Source organism: Ruegeria sp. CF4 (assembly GCF_056537345.1).
In genome coordinates, this window is the sequence record NZ_JBQFRJ010000009.1 from 36,450 (window position 1) to 60,335 (window position 23,886).

The 23,886-nt window shown below is 53.6% G+C and carries 26 protein-coding genes; 12 read left to right on the forward strand and 14 right to left on the reverse strand.

Annotation, left to right across the window (positions count from 1 at the left end; translation table 11 throughout):
- Positions 1-251 precede the first annotated feature (251 nt).
- The gene (locus ACR0NF_RS16590; RefSeq protein ID WP_170720362.1) at positions 252-665 is read right to left on the reverse strand and encodes a VOC family protein; all 414 of its coding nucleotides are present in this window, start codon (positions 663-665) and stop codon (positions 252-254) included.
- A gap of 182 nt (positions 666-847) precedes the next feature.
- On the reverse strand, positions 848-1,228 hold the full coding sequence (locus ACR0NF_RS16595; RefSeq protein ID WP_170720367.1) for a VOC family protein: 381 nt from the start codon (positions 1,226-1,228) through the stop codon (positions 848-850).
- Positions 1,229-1,847: 619 nt separating this feature from the next.
- Here ACR0NF_RS16595 and ACR0NF_RS16600 point away from each other — a divergent pair.
- The 3 genes from ACR0NF_RS16600 (at position 1,848) to ACR0NF_RS16610 (ending at position 4,256) form a co-directional block, all read left to right on the forward strand.
- A complete protein-coding gene (locus tag ACR0NF_RS16600; protein ID WP_170720370.1) occupies positions 1,848-2,594 on the forward strand; it encodes a bestrophin-like domain in 747 nt (248 codons plus the stop codon).
- A gap of 128 nt (positions 2,595-2,722) precedes the next feature.
- Positions 2,723-3,844 (forward strand): alpha/beta hydrolase, encoded by a 1,122-nt coding sequence (locus ACR0NF_RS16605; RefSeq protein WP_480561620.1) that lies wholly within the window; start codon positions 2,723-2,725, stop codon positions 3,842-3,844.
- 97 nt (positions 3,845-3,941) lie between these two features.
- On the forward strand, positions 3,942-4,256 hold the full coding sequence (locus ACR0NF_RS16610; RefSeq protein ID WP_170720377.1) for a hypothetical protein: 315 nt from the start codon (positions 3,942-3,944) through the stop codon (positions 4,254-4,256).
- Between the two features lie 30 nt (positions 4,257-4,286).
- Here the strand turns inward: ACR0NF_RS16610 and ACR0NF_RS16615 are convergent, their stop codons facing one another.
- The 3 genes from ACR0NF_RS16615 to ACR0NF_RS16625 all read right to left on the reverse strand — a co-directional run bounded on the left by ACR0NF_RS16615 (position 4,287) and on the right by ACR0NF_RS16625 (position 6,247).
- A complete protein-coding gene (locus ACR0NF_RS16615; RefSeq protein ID WP_170720380.1) occupies positions 4,287-5,114 on the reverse strand; it encodes a Clp protease/crotonase-like domain-containing protein in 828 nt (275 codons plus the stop codon).
- Entirely contained in the window at positions 5,111-5,521 is a 411-nt protein-coding gene (locus tag ACR0NF_RS16620; protein WP_480485033.1) for a lysozyme inhibitor LprI family protein, read from the reverse strand. Before ACR0NF_RS16620 ends, ACR0NF_RS16615 begins: the two co-directional genes overlap by 4 nt.
- A gap of 273 nt (positions 5,522-5,794) precedes the next feature.
- On the reverse strand, positions 5,795-6,247 hold the full coding sequence (locus tag ACR0NF_RS16625; RefSeq protein WP_170720383.1) for a MarR family transcriptional regulator: 453 nt from the start codon (positions 6,245-6,247) through the stop codon (positions 5,795-5,797).
- A gap of 224 nt (positions 6,248-6,471) precedes the next feature.
- Between ACR0NF_RS16625 and ACR0NF_RS16630 the strand changes: the two genes are divergently transcribed.
- The 3 genes from ACR0NF_RS16630 to ACR0NF_RS16640 are packed head-to-tail and all read left to right on the forward strand — an operon-like array spanning position 6,472 to position 8,502.
- Positions 6,472-6,930: a VOC family protein gene (locus tag ACR0NF_RS16630; RefSeq protein ID WP_170720387.1), complete on the forward strand. Its 459-nt coding sequence runs from the start codon at positions 6,472-6,474 to the stop codon at positions 6,928-6,930.
- A gap of 15 nt (positions 6,931-6,945) precedes the next feature.
- Complete coding sequence (locus ACR0NF_RS16635; RefSeq protein WP_170720390.1) at positions 6,946-7,299, forward strand: DUF1428 domain-containing protein; 354 nt, start codon at positions 6,946-6,948, stop codon at positions 7,297-7,299.
- A 42-nt stretch (positions 7,300-7,341) separates the two neighbouring features.
- A complete protein-coding gene (locus ACR0NF_RS16640; RefSeq protein WP_170720393.1) occupies positions 7,342-8,502 on the forward strand; it encodes a sialidase family protein in 1,161 nt (386 codons plus the stop codon).
- Between the two features lie 116 nt (positions 8,503-8,618).
- Here ACR0NF_RS16640 and ACR0NF_RS16645 read toward each other — a convergent pair whose 3' ends face one another.
- From ACR0NF_RS16645 to ACR0NF_RS16665, 5 genes are all read right to left on the reverse strand, one after another.
- Complete coding sequence (locus tag ACR0NF_RS16645; RefSeq protein WP_480473200.1) at positions 8,619-9,155, reverse strand: AAA family ATPase; 537 nt, start codon at positions 9,153-9,155, stop codon at positions 8,619-8,621.
- Between the two features lie 31 nt (positions 9,156-9,186).
- Positions 9,187-9,567, reverse strand: coding sequence for a GFA family protein (locus tag ACR0NF_RS16650; protein WP_480473202.1), 381 nt, complete (start codon positions 9,565-9,567; stop codon positions 9,187-9,189).
- Positions 9,560-10,129 (reverse strand): DUF2087 domain-containing protein, encoded by a 570-nt coding sequence (locus ACR0NF_RS16655; RefSeq protein WP_480473204.1) that lies wholly within the window; start codon positions 10,127-10,129, stop codon positions 9,560-9,562. The genes ACR0NF_RS16650 and ACR0NF_RS16655 overlap by 8 nt, the downstream gene beginning before the upstream one ends.
- A gap of 228 nt (positions 10,130-10,357) precedes the next feature.
- Entirely contained in the window at positions 10,358-10,774 is a 417-nt protein-coding gene (locus tag ACR0NF_RS16660) for a VOC family protein (protein WP_480473206.1), read from the reverse strand.
- Between the two features lie 71 nt (positions 10,775-10,845).
- Positions 10,846-12,096: an MFS transporter gene (locus ACR0NF_RS16665; RefSeq protein ID WP_480778625.1), complete on the reverse strand. Its 1,251-nt coding sequence runs from the start codon at positions 12,094-12,096 to the stop codon at positions 10,846-10,848.
- Between the two features lie 119 nt (positions 12,097-12,215).
- On the opposite strand from ACR0NF_RS16665, the gene ACR0NF_RS16670 reads away from it, so the two are divergent.
- On the forward strand, positions 12,216-12,980 hold the full coding sequence (locus tag ACR0NF_RS16670) for an AraC family transcriptional regulator (RefSeq protein WP_480473210.1): 765 nt from the start codon (positions 12,216-12,218) through the stop codon (positions 12,978-12,980).
- Positions 12,981-13,220: 240 nt separating this feature from the next.
- The gene (locus ACR0NF_RS16675) at positions 13,221-13,679 is read left to right on the forward strand and encodes a hypothetical protein (protein ID WP_480778626.1); all 459 of its coding nucleotides are present in this window, start codon (positions 13,221-13,223) and stop codon (positions 13,677-13,679) included.
- A 554-nt stretch (positions 13,680-14,233) separates the two neighbouring features.
- Here ACR0NF_RS16675 and ACR0NF_RS16680 read toward each other — a convergent pair.
- From ACR0NF_RS16680 to ACR0NF_RS16690, 3 genes are all read right to left on the reverse strand, one after another.
- The gene (locus ACR0NF_RS16680; protein ID WP_480778627.1) at positions 14,234-15,928 is read right to left on the reverse strand and encodes an adenylate/guanylate cyclase domain-containing protein; all 1,695 of its coding nucleotides are present in this window, start codon (positions 15,926-15,928) and stop codon (positions 14,234-14,236) included.
- Positions 15,925-16,404 (reverse strand): GFA family protein, encoded by a 480-nt coding sequence (locus tag ACR0NF_RS16685; protein ID WP_480778628.1) that lies wholly within the window; start codon positions 16,402-16,404, stop codon positions 15,925-15,927. The genes ACR0NF_RS16680 and ACR0NF_RS16685 overlap by 4 nt, the downstream gene beginning before the upstream one ends.
- A gap of 859 nt (positions 16,405-17,263) precedes the next feature.
- Entirely contained in the window at positions 17,264-17,920 is a 657-nt protein-coding gene (locus ACR0NF_RS16690; RefSeq protein ID WP_480778629.1) for a DUF924 family protein, read from the reverse strand.
- A gap of 289 nt (positions 17,921-18,209) precedes the next feature.
- Between ACR0NF_RS16690 and ACR0NF_RS16695 the strand changes: the two genes are divergently transcribed.
- The 3 genes from ACR0NF_RS16695 to ACR0NF_RS16705 all read left to right on the forward strand — a co-directional run bounded on the left by ACR0NF_RS16695 (position 18,210) and on the right by ACR0NF_RS16705 (position 22,441).
- Positions 18,210-19,178 (forward strand): ornithine cyclodeaminase family protein, encoded by a 969-nt coding sequence (locus tag ACR0NF_RS16695; RefSeq protein WP_480778630.1) that lies wholly within the window; start codon positions 18,210-18,212, stop codon positions 19,176-19,178.
- Between the two features lie 295 nt (positions 19,179-19,473).
- Positions 19,474-21,216, forward strand: a complete 1,743-nt coding sequence (locus ACR0NF_RS16700; protein ID WP_480473153.1) for an adenylate/guanylate cyclase domain-containing protein — start codon at positions 19,474-19,476, stop codon at positions 21,214-21,216.
- Between the two features lie 358 nt (positions 21,217-21,574).
- Complete coding sequence (locus ACR0NF_RS16705; protein ID WP_480778631.1) at positions 21,575-22,441, forward strand: LysR substrate-binding domain-containing protein; 867 nt, start codon at positions 21,575-21,577, stop codon at positions 22,439-22,441.
- Positions 22,442-22,652: 211 nt separating this feature from the next.
- On the opposite strand, the gene ACR0NF_RS16710 is transcribed toward ACR0NF_RS16705, so the two are convergent.
- On the reverse strand, positions 22,653-23,120 hold the full coding sequence (locus tag ACR0NF_RS16710) for a hypothetical protein (RefSeq protein WP_480778632.1): 468 nt from the start codon (positions 23,118-23,120) through the stop codon (positions 22,653-22,655).
- A 71-nt stretch (positions 23,121-23,191) separates the two neighbouring features.
- On the opposite strand from ACR0NF_RS16710, the gene ACR0NF_RS16715 reads away from it, so the two are divergent.
- Positions 23,192-23,665 (forward strand): DUF6714 family protein, encoded by a 474-nt coding sequence (locus ACR0NF_RS16715; protein WP_480473161.1) that lies wholly within the window; start codon positions 23,192-23,194, stop codon positions 23,663-23,665.
- Positions 23,666-23,886: the final 221 nt, after the last annotated feature.

Below are 23,886 nucleotides of genomic sequence, written 5' to 3' on the forward strand. Positions count from 1 at the left end.
AGTTGAGTCCCGCTTCGGGCTCGAAGCGGTCATCTGATGGTTTTGGTTGGGCAATATCGCTCAAAACATGGGTTTAAAGTCAGCTATGCGGGACAAACCTGCCATTGGATTGAAAGTTGCTGCGGTGTCGATCCTTGGAGCTATGGGCTCCCTCCGGACCTTCGTCGCCGGACTTTTAGGTGGACGTAGCGCGAGGCTTTTCGGCTGTGTATCAAATGTCCGGCTTTGTAGCTCGGTGATAAACTAATGTCTCAATCGCTTTCACCATCTTTGTGGCAGACGACCTCAAGCTTGATGCCGTGTGGGTCGAGCCAATAGGCCGCATAGTGCGTCCCGTATTGAGGAAACTCTTGGGGTGCGTTCAGAATATGTGACTTCCGCGAGAGTGCCCAATTGTACGCCTCACGCACGACCTCACGCGTTTCCACCGAAAAGGCTAAGTGCTGTAACCCCGTAGCATGGCGCGAATAGTGCCCATTGTCCCTCGCTTGGTAGAAGAACAGCTGCGTCCCGAGTTTTCCATCCGGTCCGTAGTTGAACTCCGGTTCGGTTTTGAACCACTCCTTGAAACCAAGGATCGGCATTAGATCGTCATAGTAGGCCTTCGCCGTCGCAAGATCCGGCACCGCGACACCGATATGATCTATGAACCCCGTTCTGGGCATGACTGCTCCACAGATTAATTAGTCTTGTGGCACTAACGTTGTGCCGTGATCAGCGAGCTGATTTTTTCTCTTGGATTCGACATCAAGGTTATATTGGGCGTTTCACAAGATGCAAATGTCGAAAGGCTGGCGCTTGTTCCCGACCGTGGTTGCGTGGCTGCCAGTGTGTTGCACTCTGTTTGCTATGCCAGTCTGTTGCTAACCTCGACCAAATTGTCATCGGGGTCGCGGAAGTAGACAGACATCAGCTTTCCGACGGCGCCCAGTTTCTCAGAAGGCCCTTCGACGATAGTGACGTCATGCGCGCGAAGCTTCTCGGTGATTTCTTCGATTGGCGTATCTGTCAATAGGCAGAAATTGCCGCTTCCCGGAACAGTTTTCTTCGCCAGATTTGGTGCTGTGCCCGCATCTTGGAGACTGATTTTGTTTGAACCGAAATGTAGGGACCATTTGCCGGGGCGTTCCTCTCGCGGGGACATACCTAGCAGGTGTTGATAGAACTCAAGCGTTGCGTCGACGTCGCGAACGCAGAGCACGATGTGATCGAAGCCGTAGATGTTCATGGACAAAGCATAACGGAAAACAAAGAAACATCCGAGACGCAAGACCATGGAGATGATGGAGCAATGTCAGCCCGCCAACCTAGACACCCCGTCGGATATCAGGGACACATCGTCGTCCGCGAAGCGGTTTGAGACTTGGTCAGCGGAAACCATAAGGGCCAGCAGCCGCGTGCACGGCGCAAACAGGCCGGGCACACGACTGCATCTGACAGACGCTCGTATCAGCTCAAAATACCTTGCCATGCAGGAACCATCCACGCAGGACCTTCGCTACATTTGTACAATCTGCATGCACGGCGTTCACGCACGCAATTTGCGAAGATCGTCCGGCACCCTCACGCATACGGGGTTTTGTTGCATTTGCAGGATACGATGTCGCCCATGTAACAGGAGTTTGCGGCTCCACACCTACTGCACACCATCGTTAGCCTGACGACCTTGTTGATCTTAATCGGCGATTGGGTTTCAACTTTCCGGCAACAGTTCGCCTAAACTGGCAGTTGTACTGGAAGACGCTGCAGTTGAGACCAGTTTCCTTTTGGGTAGTACTACAAGTTGCATCTTCGTTTCAGCGTCGATGTATCATTCGACAAAAGGACCGGTGGGAGCAAGATACCGAATGCTGACAGCAGTATTGATCGTTCTCGCTACTATTTCTTCGGTTTACGGCGTTTACTTCCTTGCCCGGCTGGTACTGGGCTCGAACCCAAACCAAGAAACGCGAGACCTTGCAGCCTCAATTTTGTTCCGAATTGCCGCTTTGCACAGCCTGGTTCTTGCCTTGGTCTTTGCCTCCGAAGTAGTTGACTACCATCAATTGTCATTCGAAAGCGCCGTCGAAACCAACGCTGTGTCTGATGCGTATTACGACGCGATCAGATATGGTGAGGAAGAAACGGGGGCGATTCAAGCTGCGCTTCGCAATTATTTGTCGATTGCTGCTAACTCGGAATGGGAGAGCCTGGGAAAAACAGGAGATTTACTTGATTCAGGATGGGAAGCCTGGGGCATCGCCTACGATGCGGCACTAGAGCTTGATCCCCAGACCGCACGCCATGAGTCCATCCGAGACAACTTACTCGATAACCTTAGTCTCGTCTCTGACAGCCGCGATCTCAGAGAATATCAAGCAAAATCGTCCTTGAGCTCTCTGTTTTGGATTGCCGCAATATCCGGCGTTCTGCTCTTATCCATCGGGTATTTCCCATTCCCGCCGATTAGAGAGAACCTCATCCTGTTGGGGGCTTTTGCGACATATACCGGGTTTGTTCTGTTTACCACTTACGCTATGTCTAATCCCTATCGTATGCCGGCGGCCCTGGACCCTGTCTTATTTCATGATTTGGCACAGGAGCTTGGCAATTGAGGCTCCACATCTCTTGGGCTATGCCTACTTCAAACCTACGATCATATTGCCGTTCGTATGCACTATCCAGAAAACCAGCACTTGATAATGTCAGAAGCAAGTTAGGTGCTTCTCGAGTGCGAAAGAGTATGATTGCGACGCATTTCTTTCGGAAACTACTTCCTGTGTTTTTCACGGCAACTATTTTGGTTGCCGCCTGTTCGCGTCCTCCTAACGTGATTGGTGTCGCCGATCCTGAAAGAAGCCCTGAGATGGAAACGCAGGTCTCTCGTCACGATATATTTATAGCCACAACACGTTCACCCTCGCCCGATACCGCTGAGCTTTTTTCGTCAGAAAGATCTGACAAGTTGGGATTGGCGGTTGTCACCGTGACGATCCCACCCAACCACCAGCCCGGTGAAATCACGCGCCCCCGGAGGCTCCCTCCGGACGCCAGCCGGGACTTTACGGTCGTTGATCCAATAGTGTTTCAGGATAGCTCGGGGTTTGTGGCAAAAATCAACAATGCACTCTCCGAAAGACCGCGAGAAAACAGAGACGTGTTGGTCTTTGTCCATGGCTACAACAATACACTGAGTGACGCGGTGCTACGCGTCGCACAATTCGTTGAAGATTCCGGATTTGAAGGCGTGCCGGTCTTGTTTTCCTGGGCATCAGCCGGTCAGGTTGCGAAATATGCCTATGACCTGAACAGCGTCCTTGCGGCTAGGCCGTTGTTGGAAGAGGCCTCCGGTCTGATCGTTCAAACAAATGCCTCCGGGTTCGATGTATTTGCACATTCCATGGGAACACTTTTGGTCACAGAAGTCATGGTCCAGTCGGACTTACAGGGATCGCTCGGCAGTTCAGGGCGTCTAAGGAACATCCTGTTTGCGGCGCCGGATATAGACGTGGACGTGTTCGCGTCTCAACTCAGCCAGATTACCAACAACCCTGGAAATCTTTATGTCCTCATTTCCGATGGCGACCCCGCATTGGGGCTCTCGCGCCAGGTTGCCGGGGGCATCGACCGCGTTGGAGATGCTGAGGTGGACGAACTGGCCGGACTTGGCATCACTGTTATTGATCTCAGCGACATCGATGATTCCAGGACCGGGTCGCATTCCAAGTTTGCGGGCTCACCCGAAGTGGTGCAACTCGTAGGACGCACATTGCAGCAGCATGGATATTCGGAAAAGCGGACCGACACCATTGTGCTGGATGCGTTGCAACTTATCCCGAACACGGTGGAAAACTTAAGCAACTAAGAGGCTCAAGCGACAGACAGCGCAGATTGGCAAGTCTGATTGGCACGGCGATGACCAAATGCGCCTCTGAGCAACACGCATTTTTGGAGGACTAACAGTGAAACGAGTACTGGCCCTGCTGCTCATAATCACGTCCGGGTGTGACGTTACTTCCGATGATCTGGCGCAGCCCGCCTATGTGATCGATGGTATCGCAGCAACTGTGCAACAAACCGGCGATGAAGCTGTTGTGACGCTTGATACAGAAAACCCCTCCGATTGGGACGGGCAACAGAAAATGGTGCAGCGGGCACTGGAGGCAGCAGGGGTTTTGACCGGGTGTTATGCATCACCAAAACCGGACCAGGAACTGGACGCTTATATCGCAGGAGCGCAGCCCGTTCGCATTGCCGTCGATCTCCAGTGTTTCTGAACGTTGTGGGCGATTGATTGAGTTCAATCGCTACTGCGTAGGAGCTTCTTCTGGATCTAGCGGCGCAACAAACACGTTTCGTATCACTTGCCGACTGGTCGCATAGTCTCCCTCACCCAGGTACTGAATCGGACCCAAACCAAGACGCTTCATGTCCTCCAAGGTATATGTCCAACCTGCTCGCCCACTTTGACGCCAAGCCTCAATATTGCCGGGACGAAGGCCATGCACAGTGAACTCGGCATCAATGCCGAGAGTTGCGAAGAATTCCGCTTCGTCTTGTCGCGAGGCGTTTGCCAACTCGATTTGCTGATCGACTGCCTGCTCAATGTCCGCGTCAGAGGCATCTTCTGGCAGGACTGGGAGGAGTGCCGCTCTAAGCGACTCTCGTTCGAGATCCTCGCCACTCTTTCCGGGAATACTCAAAGCGGTAACCTCGTATTGCGTTTCAGAGCCATGCCAACCCACGAAAGAGTCGGCACGAATGCTGCGAGATGTCCCTGCCGGAAAAACGTAGTTGGCGCAGGAAGAAAAGCAGATCGCATCAACGACAACCGACAGGCCTTGATCATAAATCCAGCGCCCGATGACACGACCAACGTGTGTATCGCCGCCCAGTGAGTTGATCACAAAACGCCTAGCAGCTGACGTGTCTTCCGTCGCAACGAAATCCAAGAAAACGTCCTGTGACGCAAGTGAGATTGCACCCGAATAGTGGATTGCATCTCCCTCAATCCATATCCGCGCCGGGTCATCTTCTGCAAACTCAGGAACAGGTACTTCGGCCAACGCGATACTTACGCCGATTGCAGCGACGATGGCCGCAGAAACGCTGAATTGGAGAAGACGCGGACTCATGGAAGGGAGTCCATTAGCTCAGCGATCCGTGACCGGGTCAACTCAACATGGCACGCGCCTTCAGCGATACCAGCCCCGGACCCACCACCGAACAATGCAGCACTATAGCTGCATTGTGTATCACGATAAGCAACCCAAGCCGTTTGCGCCGCTTCCAAGGCGGGCAGAGCAACATCGCGTTCGTTCACACGGTCCAACTCACTGGCTGCGTCTTGTGCAAAACCAATTGCCTCATCCAGCGCTTGATTGAGAATTCGGACTTGCGCATCGACGCAGGAGGCAATCTCAACTTGGCTGGAGACTTGTACACCGCACTCCATGGCCGTGTCTGCGGATATTGGCGACAGGGACGAAATTAACAATAATGAAGAAACGAATGCAGTTCTGATCATATACAGCTCCAACATTTGAGATTTTTCTGTTTCCAATGATTGCCACTCAAGTGTGCCTAAACAACCCATCTTGCGTTGGAAATCGAAGGTTTCACGACTTGGTTCCCAATCTTCTAGATGTGGATCGCCGAATTAGTAGCCCAAAGCGCTCACTCGACCCGGCTCTCAGTTACCGCGGATGCAGCCAGCCAAGTCGCCATTCGCCGCGACAAAAAAAATCGGAACCTTGGCGAACTTAAATTCTGCGGTATTAATCCGGCTTTGGGGTTTCTATTCCAGAAGTTCCATTTAGGTTTCCCCAAAAGACAGGGACAATAAGTCAGCCTTTAAAAGCTGCGTGTCGTCTCTTCCGAGTAGTGCATCAACGTCGTCATGGGTTTTTCGCCAGACAGGAACGGCCTGAACCAGTAGGTCACGGCCCGCGTCTGACAAACCGACGCGCCTGCTGCGTTTGTCGCTGCTGTCCGGTTGCATATTCAGAAGCCCCCGACGCTCTAATGGTTTCAAATTTGCAGTCAGGGTTGTGCGATCCATGGCCAGGAACTTCGCCAATTCGCCAAGTCTCGGTGCCCCCGGGCGATTCAACGCCATCAAAAGTGAGTACTGGCCGTGGGTCAAACCCAGCGGTCTCAGAGCGTCATCAAATCGCCTGGCAATTGCCCGTGCGGCACGCTGAAGGTGTAGACACAAGCACCGATCCCGAACCTCATGGGTAACTTCAATTGGCAAGTCGGATCTCATATTTTCCGTTTACGTTGACATCAACGTTTCTGTCAATATTGTGTTGTTTGTGGAACAGAGATTCTTGAGTTGGTGCGCAATGAGATTGCTCACCGATTATGCCTGACAAGGGATCAAGGCGCTTGAATCGGGCGGCCTCAGATCGCGTTCAACGGTGGTCAGGAATGGCAGTAGTATCTCGCTTCCAACTGGAACGGATACCCTTAGAAAACAGGAGTTGCATAATGCAAAAGGTCCGCACCTGCCTTTGGTTTGAGAGTGGCGGCGCGGATGCAGCGGCGTTTTACGTGTCATTGCTGCCTGATAGCCAGTTGGAAACCGTTCTAACGCCGGACGTGGAGGAGCCGTTGTTGGTGGACTTCACACTTGCAGGTGCTCCGTTTCAGATTCTGAATGGTGGTCCTCACTTTAAGCTGACCGAAGCGGCTTCGATCAGTGTGCTTGCAAAGGATCAGGGTGAAATCGACCGTCTCTGGGCGGCGCTGACCTCGGGTGGGGGTGAGGAAGCTCAGTGTGGTTGGCTCAAAGATCGTTGGGGCCTGTCCTGGCAAATCTACCCGCAAGTACTGCTTGATATGCAGGCTGCCAAAGACCAGGCCGCTGCAGAGCGAGCGCGCCAAGCGATGTACAAGATGAAGAAGATCGACATTTCCAAATTGGAAGCCGCATTTGCAGCATCATAAATCAAGGAGTTTGGTGTGACCTATATTACTGTTGCAGCCTATGCCGTCCCCACGGCGAACAAGGATGTCTTCATTGCACATTCCAAAGAAGTGACGCCTTTGTTCAAAAAGCATGGCGCACTCGCCGCCGTGGACGCTTGGGGCGATGATGTTCCGGACGGCAAAGTCACGTCATTCCCAATGGCTGTGAAGTGCGAACCGGATGAAACCGTCGCCTATTCGCACGTCATCTGGCCCGACAAGGAGACCCACGATGCAAACATGGAAAAGGTCATGTCCGAGATGCAGGCGTCTATGGAGAACAATCCAATGCCCTTTGATGGCAAACGCATGATTTTTGCGAGTTTCCAATCACTGGTCGAGGTCTAGCGGGCGGCAAGCAGCCTGTTCAGGCAACGTGGAGTGAAAGCAATGTCGTCCTCAGAAACAACAATTCTTATTGGCACAACAAAAGGCGCTTTTCTGCTTCGGCGCGATGGTGCGGAAGGTCCATGGATAGTTGATGGTCCGTACTGCGACGGCTGGCCCATCAATCATTTTACGAGCGATCCGGAAACGGGGACAATCTGGGCCGGCGGCGGCAGCGATTGGAATGGCGCAGGCGTCTGGCGCTCAGACGATGGCGGCAAAACGTGGAATGTCACGCGGCTCAGCAAAGGTGAATTGGACAATTGGGCTGCCAATGATCCAGATTTCGCCGAAATGATTGGTTGGATAGATGAACAGCTCCCGTTTGAAGACAAGTTTTCCCAAATTTGGTCTTTGCATTACACCGACGGGAACCTCTATGCCGGAACCAAGCCTGCAAAGCTGCTGAAAAGCTCAGACGGCGGAAAGACATGGGAAGATTTACGCAGCCTGAGCGAGCATGAGTCAGCCGACAGCTGGAACCCGGGCGCAGCTGGGCTGACTTTGCACACAATTATTTCTGATCCCGACAATCCTCAGAAACTTTGGGTCGGAATATCCGCGGCTGGTGTATTTGCTTCCGAAGACGGTGGCCAAACCTGGGAACGGCGTAACAGGCTATCAAATACACAAGACTGCGGTCACCACGATCATCCTGCAGCGCCTCGTGATTGCGAGACAGGACACTGCGTACACAACATGATGCGCGCGAACGGGGCTGACGACTTACTTTATCAGCAGAACCACCATGGTGTCTGGCGTTCATCGGATGGTGGCCGCAGTTGGTACAACATAACGGATGGTCTGCCTTCGACGTTTGGCTTTCCGATCCGTGTGCATCCGCGCGACTCCAAAACGATATGGACCCTGCCACTCAACGGAGATTCGGTGGGCCGGTATCCGCCAAACGCGGCTGCTGCAGTATGGCGGTCCCGCGATGGCGGTGAGACATGGGAGGCAATGCGAAAGGGGCTTCCACAGACGGGTTGCTTCTTCACCGTTCTACGTCAGGCGATGGCCGGCGATACGGATGATCCGCCTGGACTCTATTTTGGCACAAACAGTGGTTCAGTGTTTGCCAGCCACGACGAAGGTGAATCTTGGCGCGAGATTTCCCGGCATTTACCCACAATTCTGGGGATCGAAGTTCAAGAACGACTGTAAACGGCCCTTAGCCGACCTTCGCCCATACAGATACTCGCTGCGGTGAAGCCCGTACTGCCGCCGTTCGCTGCGGGTGCAAAGTCGAGAGCTTGATGGGTTAGAAGCGGACCACTGGTTTAAGCTGCACCGCATATGCTCAGAACGAATTCAACGCGTTGTTGCACTGATACCCTTGGCAGCTCCGTTCTCAAGTAGCCAAGGGTATCTAGTGCGCACAAAATACGGTGATACTCCTGAACTGCTGCGCAGAAGTCGTGTCTGCGCTCACCATCCTGCGTGAAAAGCTCTTTCCATGGCGGAGCCACGAAAACTTGCTTCGCATATTGCCGCGTTTTTCCGAGTGTTTCTGATAGGTCCTGTCCGCCGGAACTCGCTAAAGCAACAGCTGCATCGACCAACCCGCGATCAAAAAAGACAGAACCTTCTAACTCACGCGCTGCGTGCAAGTCGCTCCTTGCAACCTCAATGGCACGCAATGCGAATGCGTGCATGTTGACCCACGGCAAAGCGTGACCCGATCGGGCCAATTCATCCGCAACAATCCGTCGACCGGGCTCTGTCACCGTGGCGTGTCCGCGCTCGCCGAGGGCCTGAAGTAACGTTGACTTCCCGCCACCAGAACAGCCTGTCAGCAAAATCAACTTTTGTCTCATCTCTGTTTCCGAAAACCAATTCTGCTTCGCGCTAACGTTCGTTTTGAGGGAGTCCGTCTGCGAACTCGTAATAGTCCCCTTTCTCGGACACGAAGATATGCATCGCGAGGGACGTATGCGTTGGACCATCGAATACGCCCATGGCGACAGCCGTCCAGTCATGGTGGATCGGATCCCAGAACAGTGTTGATCCACAGGTGCCGCAAAAGCCCCGTCGCGCCTTTTCAGAAGATTGGTACCAGCGCACTGCATCCTCGCCTTCAATCCGAAGTGCCGTACGGGGAATATCTATGGAGGCCTCAAAATGACCGGAATGCTTGCGACATTGCTGGCAGTGGCACGCGGTGGGGCGCGGCAGGTCACTTTCGACGACGATCTTTACGGCGCCGCAAAGGCAAGATCCTCTATGCATGGCCGACCTCCTCTGCTTTTGACGCACGGTTTCGGCGCCGCACGTTCAGTGCTTGAATGAGAGCTTTCGCCTCGACTGGCGGCTCCTGTTCGATGCGTCGGTAGTCGGTACCATCGTTTTGACGCGTCAGAAGCCCGGCAGAAATCATTGTTCGCCGCAGGGTTGCTGGATCTTTGAACGCGTGTTCGAGATTCAGACGCTCGTTGACTTCCTGCTCCATCATCAACTGTGCCGGTGGGAGCCTTGCCCAGAGCGCCCAGAGAGCAAGAGTTTGTACGCTGCGTCTTGACGGCCAGCGAAGGAGACATCCGCTGGCGTCGAATTGATGCAAGGCGCGCTCAACGGCTCTCGCATCAACAGTTTGCCCGTTGGTTGCGCGTGCAAGCCTTTGACCAGCGGCATGGACCGAGCGCATGTGTTGGACGTTTTGAAAACCTGCGGCACGCGCAGCCATATTCATGAGCACGAGGTGCGGCGGGCTTGCGTCACCGAGTTGCTTGGCGAGGGATCGCACAAACACGGTCAAGTCGTCCGCGTGTAACGGCAGAGAGATTTTAGGCATGGGGCTTCCACATCAAGCGCCAATGCTGGATCGTCGGTCGCTGGCTTAACGAAGCGGCGCTCTCAACTGTGTTAGTGAATGCATTGCCGTTCGATCTGTTTGGCAGGTTTAGCTCTCCCAGAGGAGCAGCGACGCCTCGGTTTCTGCCGACCGTGCAAAGTAGATAGCAAACGATGCGACCGAGGCCAAGCCCATCGTTGTATTGCCTGCCCAACCAGACAGTTTCCTTCATCCGTCTCTTCCTGGTTCGCTCTGATCGCTGGAGAATAACGCGATCTTGTTGCCTTGAGGATCGCGCAGGTAGCCGACAAAAAAGTTCGGTCCGTAGGCCTCTCTGAAGCCCGGCGCTCCATCGTCTCTTCCACCCGCCTCAAGTGCAGCGGCATGAAGATCACGAACCTGTTGTTGGCTGCGCGCCTCGAACGCGACCATCGTGCCATTTCCTGTTGATGCGGGCTGCCTGTCAAAAGGAGATTTGACATAGAACTCAGGGAGGTTTGGCGCCTGCCCCGGCTTTGTAGGAAGCGCATAGCTCAGGTCACCGTGATAGTGTTCCAGCTGATATCCGAGATCTGGCAGAAACGCGGAGTAGAAGCGTTCAGCGCTCTTCATGTCATCGGCACCTATTGTGATGTAGGCAATCATAGTTAAGCATCCTTGTGATTTGTTCCCATTCGTCGCTTGACGCGTTTAGTCGCGGCGGTTCGCGCATTTGATCATATAAACCAGTATCGCCGCGCATGTTCGGCCTTAGCCTCTTCGATAGTCATGCGATTTCTACCAAGCGGATCAATTGATGGAAAATCATTGGGTCGTGCTGAAGCGGGCAGAGTGCCGATGGCAAGAACGGCCGCACCGCCGGCAAACGCCGCAGAAAGGCCAAACATGGCACCCCAGGATATGCCAGCGACGATCCCGGCCAAAACCGCTCCAAACGCGCCTACCCCGTCCAGCAAAGTGAACGCGAAACCCAGCGTCGTACTTTCGTTGCGATCCGAGTGATCAACTGCGGCTGCCAGCATTGTCGCTCGAACTGCGTCCAGCGAGGCAACCCCAAAGGCCATGATTGCAATCATGACCAAGAACGGGGGCTCGAACACCAGTAAACCGATAGCCAGGGCAGCAAACCCGTTTCCAGTTGCGAGTACCGGAAAGCGGCCGAGCTTGTCGGAAATTGATCCAACCAACGGCTGGGCGAGCGCCCCGGCCACAAGCATAGCTGCAAAGATAACCCCAATCTTTTCGGGTGTAAGTGCGTGAACCGTCGCCAAGTAGAGCGGGATCATGCTCATCAGACCAATCAGTGCCATGTTATTGAATGAGACCATGGCAACGAGGCGAACCCCTCTTTGACTGCGCCATGTATTCAGAAGCAGCAATAGCTCCTTTCTACTGATACGCGAAGCTTCGGATAAAGGAACCGCCCGCGCGACCCACAAAAAACAAACGCCAACACAGGCGGTTGGAAGTACCGAAAGCGCCAGAGCAACGCGCCAATCCACAACCGATAACAGCAACCCGATCAACAGTGGCGCGAACACCTCCGCAAAAGACCCTCCAACCGCATGTATTCCCAAAGCGCGGGCGCGCGTTGTCTTGTTGTCGTCGGTCAGTACTCCGGTTGCAATCGGATGCCAGGCCGCGTTGCCCATCCCAGCGAGTGCCAGAAGGATCGCAAGGCTCCAAAATCCTAGCGCCTTTGCTGCGAGCGCATATCCCACGACGACCCAGAAAAAGGTACCGACAAGAAGACGACCCCGGCTCGACACCCGATCTGCGATGAGGCCCGCAGGCAGATAGGCCAAAGCACCACCAACGCTGAGCAGCGTGAACAGTAGACCGACCTCAGCGGGGGAAAGGTCCATGTGGAGGCCAGCGGCCGGCACGATCAACCATAGCGCTGCGATTGGCCAGTCGATGGCGAAGTGTCCTGCGGCAAACCAGGCCATCAGAGATCGTTCTGTCATAGTGCCTAACCCATTGAGTGCGAAACTTCAGGCACGGTGCCCGACTGATTGGCGATTGTTAGCGAAGGGTGATATGTCTGTCTGTCGACAGGGAGACAATTGTTATCGAGGATTCGTCAATGAAGGACAGCAAGCTGACAACATCTGATCGACCCCGCTATCTCGGGGAAACGATTGAGCCAGCGTCAGGCGAATGCTACGACTGGCATTCCCACGATTTTGGTCAACTCATCTCCGCGGCCTCAGGGTCGATGTATGTCGGAACCCCGGACCGGGTCCTGCTGCTCAGTCCGGCTATGGCGATCTGGATTCCCCCGGACAAGGAACATTGGATGCGCTATGGGGCGAACAACGTCATGCACTATGTCGATGTCAATCGCGAAGAGGCAGAGTGGCTTGGGCCAGATTGCCGGGTCGTGGCCATGACACCACTTCTGGATGCATTGTTTGTTGCGGCGATGCCAGAAGCTACAAGTACACGAACAGTTAAGCACAACACAGCGCTGCAGACCTTGCTTCGACACGAGCTACTCGCAGCGAAGGACGTGTCGCTCTCACTTGTTTTGCCGAAAGATGCGCGGCTACTCGGCGTCGCGCGTGATGCCCTCAACGACCCAGGCAGCATTCGCTCAGTCGAAGCTTGGTTGTCAGGCGTCTCCGCGAGCAGAAAGACCGTCGAACGACTGTTCATCGCAGAAACAGGCATGCCACCGTCGAAATGGTTGCGCCATGCACGGGTCTTGCATGCCGTATCACTGCTCGCGGCGGGTAAGAGCGTAACCTCGGTTGCCTTCGATATGGGATACGAATCTATGAGCGCGTTCAGCTATATGTTCCGACAAACTCTAGGCGTTAGTCCGAGGGAGGTTTTAAGGAGCCGGTAGGTTGTACCAGAAGGGTCAGATGTTTTCTGCGGCCCTTAGCCGACCTTGAACACGTGGTCGCGATGCTGCGGTCGCAGACCGCTTAGCGGACATTCGCCGTGACCGCGAAAACTAAAGTAGATTGAACTCACCGTTAGCGGACGAAGTAGACTTTGTAGGACCGCCAATGCGTTCCTTTCCTAGCAATAAATTTCGTAGGCTCTATCATGCTGGCGTTGCCCCACTGTCGAAGGAAACAACATGTTGCGTTCAATGCTAATCCCCGCAGTTCTCATTGCACCTCATTGCCTGGCTGCTGCAGAGAAAGTATCGGTAACGAACTTCTATGTCGTCAACCAAGAGCAAATTTCCGCGGGCGAAGACGTGTTCTGGAAAGAGGACAACTATGGGACTTATACCGTTGACGAGGGACCTATCGATCCTGGTTTTGTCCGGTGCGTGGGCTCGGGTTTCGGCGGACCCAGCGGTGTCAGCGGCGGTGGCGTCTGTGTTAATGGTGAAGAAGAGGACACGTTCACCATGAGATGGGAGGTTGTTTCCTTCGGCGTCAACAACTGGCGGATCGTTTCCTCTACCGGCAAATATTCGGGGATGGCTGGAAGTGGGACGACCAAAACACGTGTGGCGTCAAAACTCCTGGCGCTACCGCACCGTATTTCTGACTGGGAAGGCGAGGTTGACTTGCCCGATAAGGATTGAAACTCGAACTGAAATGGTCGGGGATGATGCTGGTTCGAAATGTTGGCAAAGCCCGTATAGGGCTTAGTTCTGACATTGGAGCGGTGGCAGTATAAGCCCCTGCCCCGGTGACCATGACATGCCGAACGGCCCATTAACGCTGTGTTTGCCCGTCCATGCGGGCGCAACCAAATTGGACTTTCACTTCATTGTCGTACACACAGTGAAAATCTCTCGTTACCGCTGAGGGGATCAAACGGGAAACCACGATTGTGGTTCGCCAAAGACATCATGTGCTGCTGCGTGACCCGTAGGACCTGTCGTTCGCTGCTCTCGCAAAATTGCCGTTTGATCAATCTCACAACTCGCGGGACAGATCTGCCATTCGTCAGGCTTTCCCGTAATTTGACTCTAAGTCAGTAAACGGTGTCTTCCACCGTCCGCGCGATGCGGCCAGCTTCTCTTCTCCAGCCTGAGCACGGGACGCAATCTGAATGCCGTGGTTCAAAGTGGCAACAAAACGAGCGAGTTCGCTCAGCGTGCGCGTGCTATCGAATTCCCCCTCGTCTGAGCTTCTATTCAGGCAGCCCCACTGCGCGAAGCCCATCCAGAATAGCGTCCCAACGTGCCGGATCCTGAAAATGGAAACTGCGCACGCCGCTGATCCGCAAGTCCGGATCTGATGCCAAAAGGGCCTCCCGCGCCCTTACTCCTTGATCAGGTAAACCAGCCTGACCAGCCGCGCTGGCAAGATATAATTGTGCGACCGGCAACCCCGGCGAGTTTTGTAGAGCCCGATTGGCATTGGCGATGGCATTCTCGAAGTCGCCCATAACCAGATATGTCTGGGCCAACGCTTGTGGGACACGGTGATATATCCGGTTCTTGGCCAGAGAAAATGAGCCCTTTTTGATGGACTTCAGCGCTAACTCTGGTTGGCCCATCAGGTTCTGAATCCAGCCCAGCACCATATGCCCCTGGGCAAACTGCGGACTGATTTCGAACCCACGTTCAACACACCGCACCGCCGCATCCAAATCGCCGGTAATACCGTAGTGATAAATCCCCCGGATCAAGTGTACGTAGTCGCTTTGATCATTCAGCGAAACCGCCTTACTCAGCCCTGCGTCGGCGGCTTCGATATCCTCCGGGCGTATCGGACGGTAACCCCATACCAATTCGCCGATCAACGTGTTCGCCTTCATCCCAACGGCCATGAAATTGCGTGGCTGGAGTGTCAGGATCCTGTCCAACAGACGGCCCGCAGCCTCCCATTCTTCAGGCTGCGATCCCATCATGTAGTGCCCCGCAAGATTCAGCATTGCCTCGGGGTCGTTTGTCTCTGTCTCAGCTGCGCGCTCAGCAATTCGTTGCAGAATTCCGTAACGGATCGTTGTCGCAATTTCGCCCGACAACAGATCTTCTGCCACGAAAGGATCGGAAAGATCACCGTTCATCCGTTGGGTCAGGTAGGTTGCCGATGTACTCGTCTCTCGCAGCTTGAGTGTGGCGCGGACCTGGTTTCCAGAGGCCTGAAACACCGCCGTAGCGATATGGTCCGGGTCCGCGTTGAGAGCGATCAGATCCAATCCCGTCAGATTGGCAAGCGCCGCCTCAACGGTGTGATTGCAGGCTTCTGCCAGCATCTTGGCATCATCATTGCTGCCAAGGGCTTCGAATGCCGCGAGGGCTATGGTCGGTTTCCTGGATGTACCACCGATGGGTGGTGTGCTGACACTGTCCTGCGCACCATCTTGGTCCGGGTGCCAAACAAAGGCGTGGATCGGGCGCGAGATGTTTTTTAATGTCAATTCACCGACATCCGCAAATAGCTCGTCCATTACGCCAACGATCTGGTCACGAACGGCAGCGGAGATGCAAATCCCGCCCGTCGGGGCTGCGCCCTCTAAGCGAACTGCGAGATTCACACCGTCACCATAGATATCGCCGTCATCAACAACTACATCGCCTATGTGAAGTCCCATGCGGTAACTGATCTGCCGATTTTGAGGAGCGGATTCTTCCTCTGAGCGAATTGCTTCTTGCGCCGCTATCGCAAACCGTACCGCTTCCACTACGCTTGAAAACTCGGCCAGAAATCCGTCGCCCGTTGACTTGATGATCTTACCACCTGCCTGCTTGATGCCGGGATCAAACACGGACACGCGCAGTTCTTTCTGACGCGCCAGCGTGGCTTCCTCGGCGGCTTCCACAAGCCGCGAGAAGCCGACGATGTCGGCAGCCAAGATCGAGGTGAGTTTGCGTTTCACCCTTCGGCTCGTGTGTTCAAGGAAATCCAACCGGTTTTATCCGGTTCATCCACAGCAACCCCATCCCCACCGAACGATATTGGGACCGTCTGCCATTTCGGCAGACCATCGGCGATGTCAAAAACACGCTCGCCGTAGAAGATGTGAAAGGCCGGCTCGAAGCTCAAACCAGATTCGGCTAGCGACATTGCGTAAACCGCGACGATGTCCTTTCCGGGTTTGATATTCACCAATGCACCCCCGCATTTACCACAGGAAACACGATGGCTTTCATCATTCTTGTCCGAGTGAACCGTCGGTCCTGACAACGAGACATTGTCTGCCGACCAGAGGCACCAGGCATTGACCGGCGCCGAATGCCATTTTCTGCAAGAGTGGCAATGACAATATGCCATGACCATCGGCTTACCGGCAGTAGAAACACTACATGCGCCGCAATAACAGATTCCTTGGAAGGTTTCGGAATCGCTACTCATCATCTTTTTCCCAAATCGATCAAGGGCGCTCTTTGTAACACACTAGGGACACCCGGCTTCCTCAATACAATTCTACACATACATCCCTATTGTGCTGCCCCAAAGTGGCTTCTTCATCTCCGATGCTAAACTTCGAACAATGTCGACATGCGGGCCGAAGCGGCCGTTCAGGTAAGTCAGTTCCAAAACGTCGCGCTATGCGCAGCTGCTGCCCAGGCGAGCGAGATTCGCCCTGACCGGAGTGAGCTGTTGCAGCGCTACCGTCCAATCCTAATTAGCAATCGAATCCCACGCGCTTTCCATTGGATGTGGGAGGTCTGCCGTAAATACCCGATTGTGTTTCTGTCAGGATCGCGAGACTTTCTCCGTATCTGGCCATAGCGTGGGCCAGCGCGCTGTGCATGTCTGCAAAACTTATGCCCGGGTTGCCGCTTACATCAGGGACAATTAGCGAGTACGGGAACTGTTCCACGCCAATCGGCTTTTGGTTTTTAACGCCACTGAAGGCTGGCAGCTGCGCGCGCGTTTCTCGATGTCCCGATCCCAGATGAAACCTTCCCGAATACCAACCAGCGCGAGGAGTTCTGGGCCGAGCTTGGCGGCGAAGCTGCTGACATGGCAGAGGGCTAAGTCTCTCACACTCCTTTCCGGCTGGGTCTGGGAAGGAGGTGCGCCAGAGTTGGGCGCATCACGCCAAACAATGGGAGGCGTTGCATTACCCTGCATTTTGGATTCTCGTTGCAATCGCTCTCAAGCCGCGCGGACTTGGCAGCCTTTTACTTGAGTGCGATTTCGGTGCGAACAATCATGGAATGAGAAAAGGCTGGAATCTCAACCGGAAGCATCTGATCCTGGGTATCTACATTAAGTCCCTGTACTGTTCTCCAAGGTCTGTCTGGTGTGGGAATTCCCCCTTTGCCAGATATTCAAGTTCTGCCTCCGTTGATTGACGACCCAGAACTTCGTTTCGGTGTGGATGACGACCGAAAGCTGCCACTACTGCACGATGTAGTTTGGGTTGTTGTGTGGCCCTTTCGTACAATTCTTTCAGGTGCGCGGGGGCTTCTTCTGCGAGAGCCTCTGCAATTGCCGCCGCACGATCCAAATTGGCAAGATGATTGGTGCATTCACAATGCTCAAGTGGGATTTTGTATGCGGTTTTGTACCACACGTTTTCGAGCGCATCAAAATGTCCGTTTTCGAACCCTTCTAGGCAGAGTTTCAGGGCTTTCGGGTCCTGCGAGAACGCCTTGGCCGTGCCTGCCCAAACAGTTTGTGGAAACTGATCCAAGATGATTATCAACGCAAATCGGCCTTCCGGAGTCTCAGCCCAATAATCAAATTCCCCGTCCGCAGCCAATTGCGTGACTTCCGAGTATTTCTCCAAAACTTCGACATTGGCGCCACCACGCATCCGCCACATCCAAAGCTCCAAGTGCTCCTTCGGTTCGGGCGCAGGACCTTCGGGGAACCAGAACTTAATGATCCCCTCAGGCGTGATTGCTGAACTGTTCATGAGCTTGGCCTTTCGAAACGGCTGCAGATCAACTTGCCAAACTGGTAATTTGCTCTGTTTTGCTCGTATCAAAATTGATTGGCTAACTGGAGGTCATATTTCGAACTTCCCCTCTCATCCTGATTGCATTGGACGCTTGTGGGCTCCCTGTTTCCACTCATACGTCGAACGGCTGAGAGCCCAATGTGTTGGATGTGGCGCAATACACAGACGATCGGTTTGGCGCAGCGTCCTGACTTTGGTTTGAAGCTCGGCTATTTTGAGCAGATTAGCTAAAGGGAACATTAGAGTGCCGACATTGCTTGTAACTGAAACCGAGTTGCGATCCTGTCTGAAGGTTGATGAACCTGCTTTGCATGCGACAGAACAAGCTTTCACCTGGTTGGCAGAAGGCCGCGTTTCAATGCCACCGGTAATGCATATCGATGTGGATGCGGACAGCGCCGTTGACACCAAAGGCGCCTTTGTTGCGGGGCTTGACCATTTAGCCGTCAAAGTTGCAAGCGGTTTTTTTCGAAATCCAACACATGGGCTTCCCAGCTGCAGCAGCATCATGGCGTTGGTGAACGCGCGGACAGGATTGTTTGACTGCGTCTTTCTCGACAACGGCTATTTGATGGATTTGCGTACGGGTCTGGCGGGTGCAGTCGCGGCAAAACATCTTGCGCCTGATGCCGTCGCCACCGTCGGTGTTGTTGGAACAGGTGTCCAGGCGCGATACCAAGTTGAAAGCCTCGCCCTAGTCAGAACCTTTGAGCGACTCTTAGTGTATGGTCGAAACGCAGAACGGGTAAATGCATATTGCAGTGAAATGACGAAACGCCTTGGCATCGCAGTTGAGCCCCGTGTCAGTCTGAAAGAGCTTGTCTGCGCATCGCAGATCGTGGTGACGACCACCCAGGCCACAGAGCCGCTCTTACAGGCTGATTGGTTACATCCCGGGCTTCATATAACGGCCATGGGTTCTGACCTGCCGGACAAGCAGGAGTTGGATACTAAGATCCTGGAAAGCTGCGATGTACTCGCCTGCGACGTCGAGGCTCAATGTCGCATTGGGGGCGAGCTGCAGCATTTGGGTTCTAATAGGAATGCCATATTGGAACTTGGTTCGCTCACCTCAGCGCCGCATGCCTTCCAGCGGGATCCAACGGCCATTACTGTTTGCGACCTGACCGGAACCGGAGCTCAGGACACTGCCATCGCGGTGCATGCCTATGCCGCCATCAAAGCGGCCGGTCTTGGTACACTGATCGGATAAATCGCGGAAAAAATACTGATGATGCACACCATGGGCGACGATTGTCTGTGCAACCATTATGACCTTAAGTCCATCATCGGTGATCACGTCCAACAAGCGGCCCAAACCAGATTCTCGGCACACATTTCAAATTCTACGGTCGCAGCCCGCATTCCGGTCATTCGCTGCGTTTGTGTACGCCGGTGCCGGACGAGCGCTCTCAACGAGCGCAATTCTTCCGATCAATAGATGTGACCATTCAGTTACCGATGGCCTAATACCACGCTGGTCGTTATGCAGAGTAAGGGAGGCAACTTTGGAGCGACAGCTTGCGGCAATTCTGGTCGCCGATATGGTCGGCTATACTCGTCGAATGGAGCGAGACGAAGCCGGCACGCTTGCGGCGTTAACCGCTCACATAGATGGTACAGTTGCACCACTGATCAATCGTCACCACGGGCGGATTGTCAAACTAATGGGTGATGGCCTTTTGGCCAGCTTCACTAGTGCTTCAGACGCGGTTTCTTGCGCCGTTGAATGGCAACAATCACCCTTGGAAGAGCCAGACCCGTTACTTTTCCGCATTGGCATCAATCTTGGTGACATCCTCAAGCAAGAGGATGATGTCTTTGGCTCCGGTGTTAACCTTGCTTCGCGTTTAGAGCAACTTGCCCCGCCGGGAGGTGTGCTCGTCTCGGACGCTGTCTATCGCGTGGTTGGCAACCGCATTTCGGTCGTGTGGGAGGATGCAGGCACACATATCATCAAGAACATCGCTGAGCCTGTTAGGGCCTGGCGCATTGGAGGGGCGGAGCAAGCACAGCCTGACGCGAAGCCAGCAGCTACACCCCGCAAAGCCACCATCGCAGTCTTACCACTGCACAGTTTAAGTGACGACCCGGAGCAGGCCTTCTTCAGCGATGGCATCGCGGAAGACATTATCACCGGGTTGTCTCGATTTCGTACTCTCCAGGTTGTCTCCAGAAACGCATCTTTCCGTTTCAAAACACAGGAAACCGATCCGGCAGAGATCGCAGCAGAATTGGGAGCTGATTATCTCGTAACAGGCAGCGTTCGAAAGGCCGGTAGTCGGGTAAGAATTTCCGTACAGCTCGCGGAAGCAAGTACGGGCTCGCAGCTATGGTCAGAACGATATGATCGCGAGTTGGAAGACATCCTGTCCGTTCAGGACGAGGTGGCCCGCAACATCGTTGCGGTCCTTCCGGGACGTGTTCAACACAACGTTGCCGACCGATCATCGCAAAAACCAGCAGATGAGATGAAGGCCTACGAGCTGATGCTTCGAAGCAAAGCTCTTCGAGATGGCCTAAATGCCAGGGATACGGCTAAAGCACGAGCTTTGCTGGAACGGGCCATTGCGCTCGATCCGTCCATTGCTCGGTCTTACATGTACCTCTCAGACACCTATGTTATCGATCTTTGGTTAGGATTGGCGGGCTCTGACGCTTCCGATCACATCCTGCATATCGCTCGCAAGGGTGCTGCACTGGACAACCGGGACGTCTACATTCAAGACCAACTGGGTTTTGCTTATCTTTGCGCAGGCCTTTGGGACGAAGCAAATGCACAGTTCGAAAAGACGTTATCGCAGATCGAAAACGAAGCGGAGTCCATGGCGTGGTGCGGTTATGCTTTTCTGTTGCTGGGGAGACACGAAAAGGCGAGAGAGGTCGTGTCGCAAGCGATGCGATTAGATCCGTTGCATCCCCCTTCGATCGATTGGATCATGGGGCAGATAGAGTTCTTCTGCGGAAACTACGAGGAAGCAATCGGCTTTTTGATGGGAGAGGCACGGCTCAACTCGTTAGCTGCGGCATTCGTGGCAGCATCTTACGCGCATCTTGGCCGGCAATCCGAGGCTTCGGCTGCATTGCAGGAATTTATCGCGGAGCGCCATGACGAATTTAGGAGTCGAGGCATCGAAGTGCCCAAAGATAATCTCTCCACTCTTGCGCGTGGTTATGAATCTATGTGGCGGCATCGAGACGATTTCGAAGTTCTGGCAACCGGTCTGCATAAAGCTGGTTTGCCTGTCTGACTCACTTAATCAAAGGTCCGCGTAAGGCGTTATGCCAATCAATCTCGGCGTCTGAGATTCCTGAATCTTGCCGTTCAACCCTGCTCATTCTGGTTGGGTCTATTCGCTTTGCAAACAGCGAACGGAGCGACGCTTTGACTTTTTCGCACAAGGCGTACACACTTTTGACTCCTGAGGCCGGGACTTCACGATGTGATACAAAATCACGAGTATAGGCGTACTTCATGGATCTCTCCTTTATTAGTCATGCACCTACTCTCATAGAAAGCTTGGCATCCCACAAACGCCGTTTCTTGACATTTATTGTTCCAAAAAGTCACAATCAATCATGCCAAGAAACTTACCTCCCCTAAATCCGTTGCGTGCCTTTGAGGCCGCCGGGAGGTTGGGTAGCTTTACCCGTGCAGCGGAGGAATTGAACGTATCGCACTCCGCAATTTCCCGTCACATTCGCGGGTTGGAAAAGCGGCTTAACGTGCATTTGTTTCGGACGCAAAAGTCTGGTGTTGCCCTTACCGAACAGGGACAAATTTACTTGGGACAGATCACACCTGCACTTGACCAAATTGCCATCGCAACTGACGCTCTGACTTCCGCGCCCAAAGGTGTTGTTACCATGACGACAGAGAGCGCCGTCGCGCAAAAATGGTTGGTTCCACGGCTACCACGTCTGAAAGCCGCGCATCCAGAGATAGACTTACGTCTATCGATCACAACAGAGGTCATGGATATTGAGGCGCACGATTTCGATCTGGGCCTAAGATATCTGCGCACCCCCCCAGACGAAAGGTACGACCTGTTGTTCCCATCTCTGGTCAGAGCTTTTGCCGCGCCAAACTTTGCGCCAATTAAAGGTTCTGAGGCCGACCTTAAAGTTCTGGCAACCGGCCCATTGATTGAAGAGGCAACATTCCGTCTTTGGCCAGAATGGTTCTCGAAATCTGGTTTGAAAGAAGTTCCAACTCTTGATCTGCCTCACCCATTAGGAGCACTCCTGTCAATCCAGTCAGCCGTCGCCGGCCTGGGGGCGGTTCTGATGGACAAGCACCTTTGTCAAACAGAAGTTGAGACAGGTGCGTTGGTGAGCCTTAACGTCGTAGAAATTCCCTTTGGTGGATATTACCTCGCCACCAACCAGCGCGCGGGACGGCGGCGAGCTGTCCGTGTTGTTCGAGGGTGGTTGCAACAGGAGGCGCAATCCCCGGAAGGTGTGGCTACTGCTTAATTTTGCTATGCGCAGAATGAAGTCGCCGCCACTGTGACGGCGGACAATCGGTCACCGAGTAGCTTTCTTTCTTCAAAACCTGATAAGCGAAAGGCTGACAGGCACAAGCGGCACTGAAAAACATACCCAAGTACTTAATCCAGATCCTCGGCAAGATCGCAGATGGTCTGCTACGTTGTAAATTGCAGTGGTGACCAAAAAAAGTTTGAATTCATTGCGGTGGGCGCAGGTGTTTGGGTATATATTGTTCTTCGCAGATGACGGGTTCCCCGACCCTTTCAAAGCGATACCCGGTGGCGTAGAAGCAAATGCGACCGCCGCGGCGGTCATTCAGTTCGATGGTCCAGGCAAATTCGGAATAGTCCATTCCATGGATCCGAACTGGTTCTTTGGACCGGGTAATCCGGTCGATTGGCAGCGGTGTAACGGTCGATTTCGGAAACGAAAAGGAAACGGACAGATCGGAAACGCCCTCGAAACACAGATTGACCTGGGAAACGGAGAAACTGAATTGCCCATTGTCCTGCCTGATCCATTCCTCAATATGATCAATGTCGAGTTTTAGCTCACTCACCCAGTCATCGTTGTCTGGGTCAGGCGAAATCAATTTTAGGGCATAAATGGAATTGTCGTGGAATTCATGACTGACGTCCTGGAAGAGCTTTTGTCCGTTATCCATCGCAATCACTCGAATCCGAATTGTTGCTGATACACTCGATTTCGGGGTTTCAGCCAGTTTAATGTGGCACCATGCCAAAGGTAACGACAACAACGGAAGATCTTGCGACCCAGATCATTGCTGCATTTGACGGCCTTGATCCACCTGCTGATGATGAACTTCTTCACCCCGAATGTATGGATGACGTGGATATTCTTGAATTCTACGGCGGGGTCAAATGGCATGAGATGACCGATCAAATGATCGTTTACGGTTACGCTGCCCCCACTGCCTTCAGCGCCAAGGCATTTCAGTACTATTTGCCTGCATATCTGCTTTGGGCTCTGCGAAATTCAGACAGTCCGGAATATGCCAGTGAAAGCATCCTACTTGCACTCGACCCCGGCACATCGAAAGAACTGCTGCATGAGTTCAGGAAGTCCAAGTTCAACCAATTGACGCCTGCACAGAATGAGGCCGTGTTGAGTTTTTTGAACTATTTCAGCGACCATCCTGAGCTTGGTGAATTTGCAGAAGCCGCTTTGGTCAACTACTGGATTGAATAAGGCGTGTGGTCACCGGTTCGATGATTTTTATGCATTTGATGTGGCTCTTCGCAGCGCTTTTTGTCCTAACCGGTTTTCCGCCATTCGCAAGATTTGCGAAACCAAGGCTGATACAAATTCACCATTGCTCAACCAAATCGGGACTATGATTGCGCTACGCTACTTTTACTAAAAGAAGATCGGTAATTCGCGCGCGGTGACCAACTAGGGCTGGTCACCGT

Coding starts and splice junctions, on each gene's coding strand:
- ACR0NF_RS16650 (WP_480473202.1), bottom strand. CDS start 9,567: ATGCATAGAGGATCTTGCCTTTGCGGCGCCGTAAAGATCGTCGTCGAA.
- ACR0NF_RS16665 (WP_480778625.1), bottom strand. CDS start 12,096: ATGACAGAACGATCTCTGATGGCCTGGTTTGCCGCAGGACACTTCGCC.
- ACR0NF_RS16710 (WP_480778632.1), bottom strand. CDS start 23,120: ATGGATAACGGACAAAAGCTCTTCCAGGACGTCAGTCATGAATTCCAC.
- ACR0NF_RS16640 (WP_170720393.1), top strand. CDS start 7,342: ATGTCGTCCTCAGAAACAACAATTCTTATTGGCACAACAAAAGGCGCT.
- ACR0NF_RS16615 (WP_170720380.1), bottom strand. CDS start 5,114: ATGAGTCCGCGTCTTCTCCAATTCAGCGTTTCTGCGGCCATCGTCGCT.
- ACR0NF_RS16645 (WP_480473200.1), bottom strand. CDS start 9,155: ATGAGACAAAAGTTGATTTTGCTGACAGGCTGTTCTGGTGGCGGGAAG.
- ACR0NF_RS16625 (WP_170720383.1), bottom strand. CDS start 6,247: ATGAGATCCGACTTGCCAATTGAAGTTACCCATGAGGTTCGGGATCGG.
- ACR0NF_RS16620 (WP_480485033.1), bottom strand. CDS start 5,521: ATGTTGGAGCTGTATATGATCAGAACTGCATTCGTTTCTTCATTATTG.
- ACR0NF_RS16630 (WP_170720387.1), top strand. CDS start 6,472: ATGCAAAAGGTCCGCACCTGCCTTTGGTTTGAGAGTGGCGGCGCGGAT.
- ACR0NF_RS16675 (WP_480778626.1), top strand. CDS start 13,221: ATGTTGCGTTCAATGCTAATCCCCGCAGTTCTCATTGCACCTCATTGC.
- ACR0NF_RS16590 (WP_170720362.1), bottom strand. CDS start 665: ATGCCCAGAACGGGGTTCATAGATCATATCGGTGTCGCGGTGCCGGAT.
- ACR0NF_RS16595 (WP_170720367.1), bottom strand. CDS start 1,228: ATGAACATCTACGGCTTCGATCACATCGTGCTCTGCGTTCGCGACGTC.
- ACR0NF_RS16670 (WP_480473210.1), top strand. CDS start 12,216: ATGAAGGACAGCAAGCTGACAACATCTGATCGACCCCGCTATCTCGGG.
- ACR0NF_RS16715 (WP_480473161.1), top strand. CDS start 23,192: ATGCCAAAGGTAACGACAACAACGGAAGATCTTGCGACCCAGATCATT.
- ACR0NF_RS16685 (WP_480778628.1), bottom strand. CDS start 16,404: ATGAGTAGCGATTCCGAAACCTTCCAAGGAATCTGTTATTGCGGCGCA.
- ACR0NF_RS16605 (WP_480561620.1), top strand. CDS start 2,723: ATGATTGCGACGCATTTCTTTCGGAAACTACTTCCTGTGTTTTTCACG.
- ACR0NF_RS16600 (WP_170720370.1), top strand. CDS start 1,848: ATGCTGACAGCAGTATTGATCGTTCTCGCTACTATTTCTTCGGTTTAC.
- ACR0NF_RS16660 (WP_480473206.1), bottom strand. CDS start 10,774: ATGATTGCCTACATCACAATAGGTGCCGATGACATGAAGAGCGCTGAA.
- ACR0NF_RS16655 (WP_480473204.1), bottom strand. CDS start 10,129: ATGCCTAAAATCTCTCTGCCGTTACACGCGGACGACTTGACCGTGTTT.
- ACR0NF_RS16690 (WP_480778629.1), bottom strand. CDS start 17,920: ATGAACAGTTCAGCAATCACGCCTGAGGGGATCATTAAGTTCTGGTTC.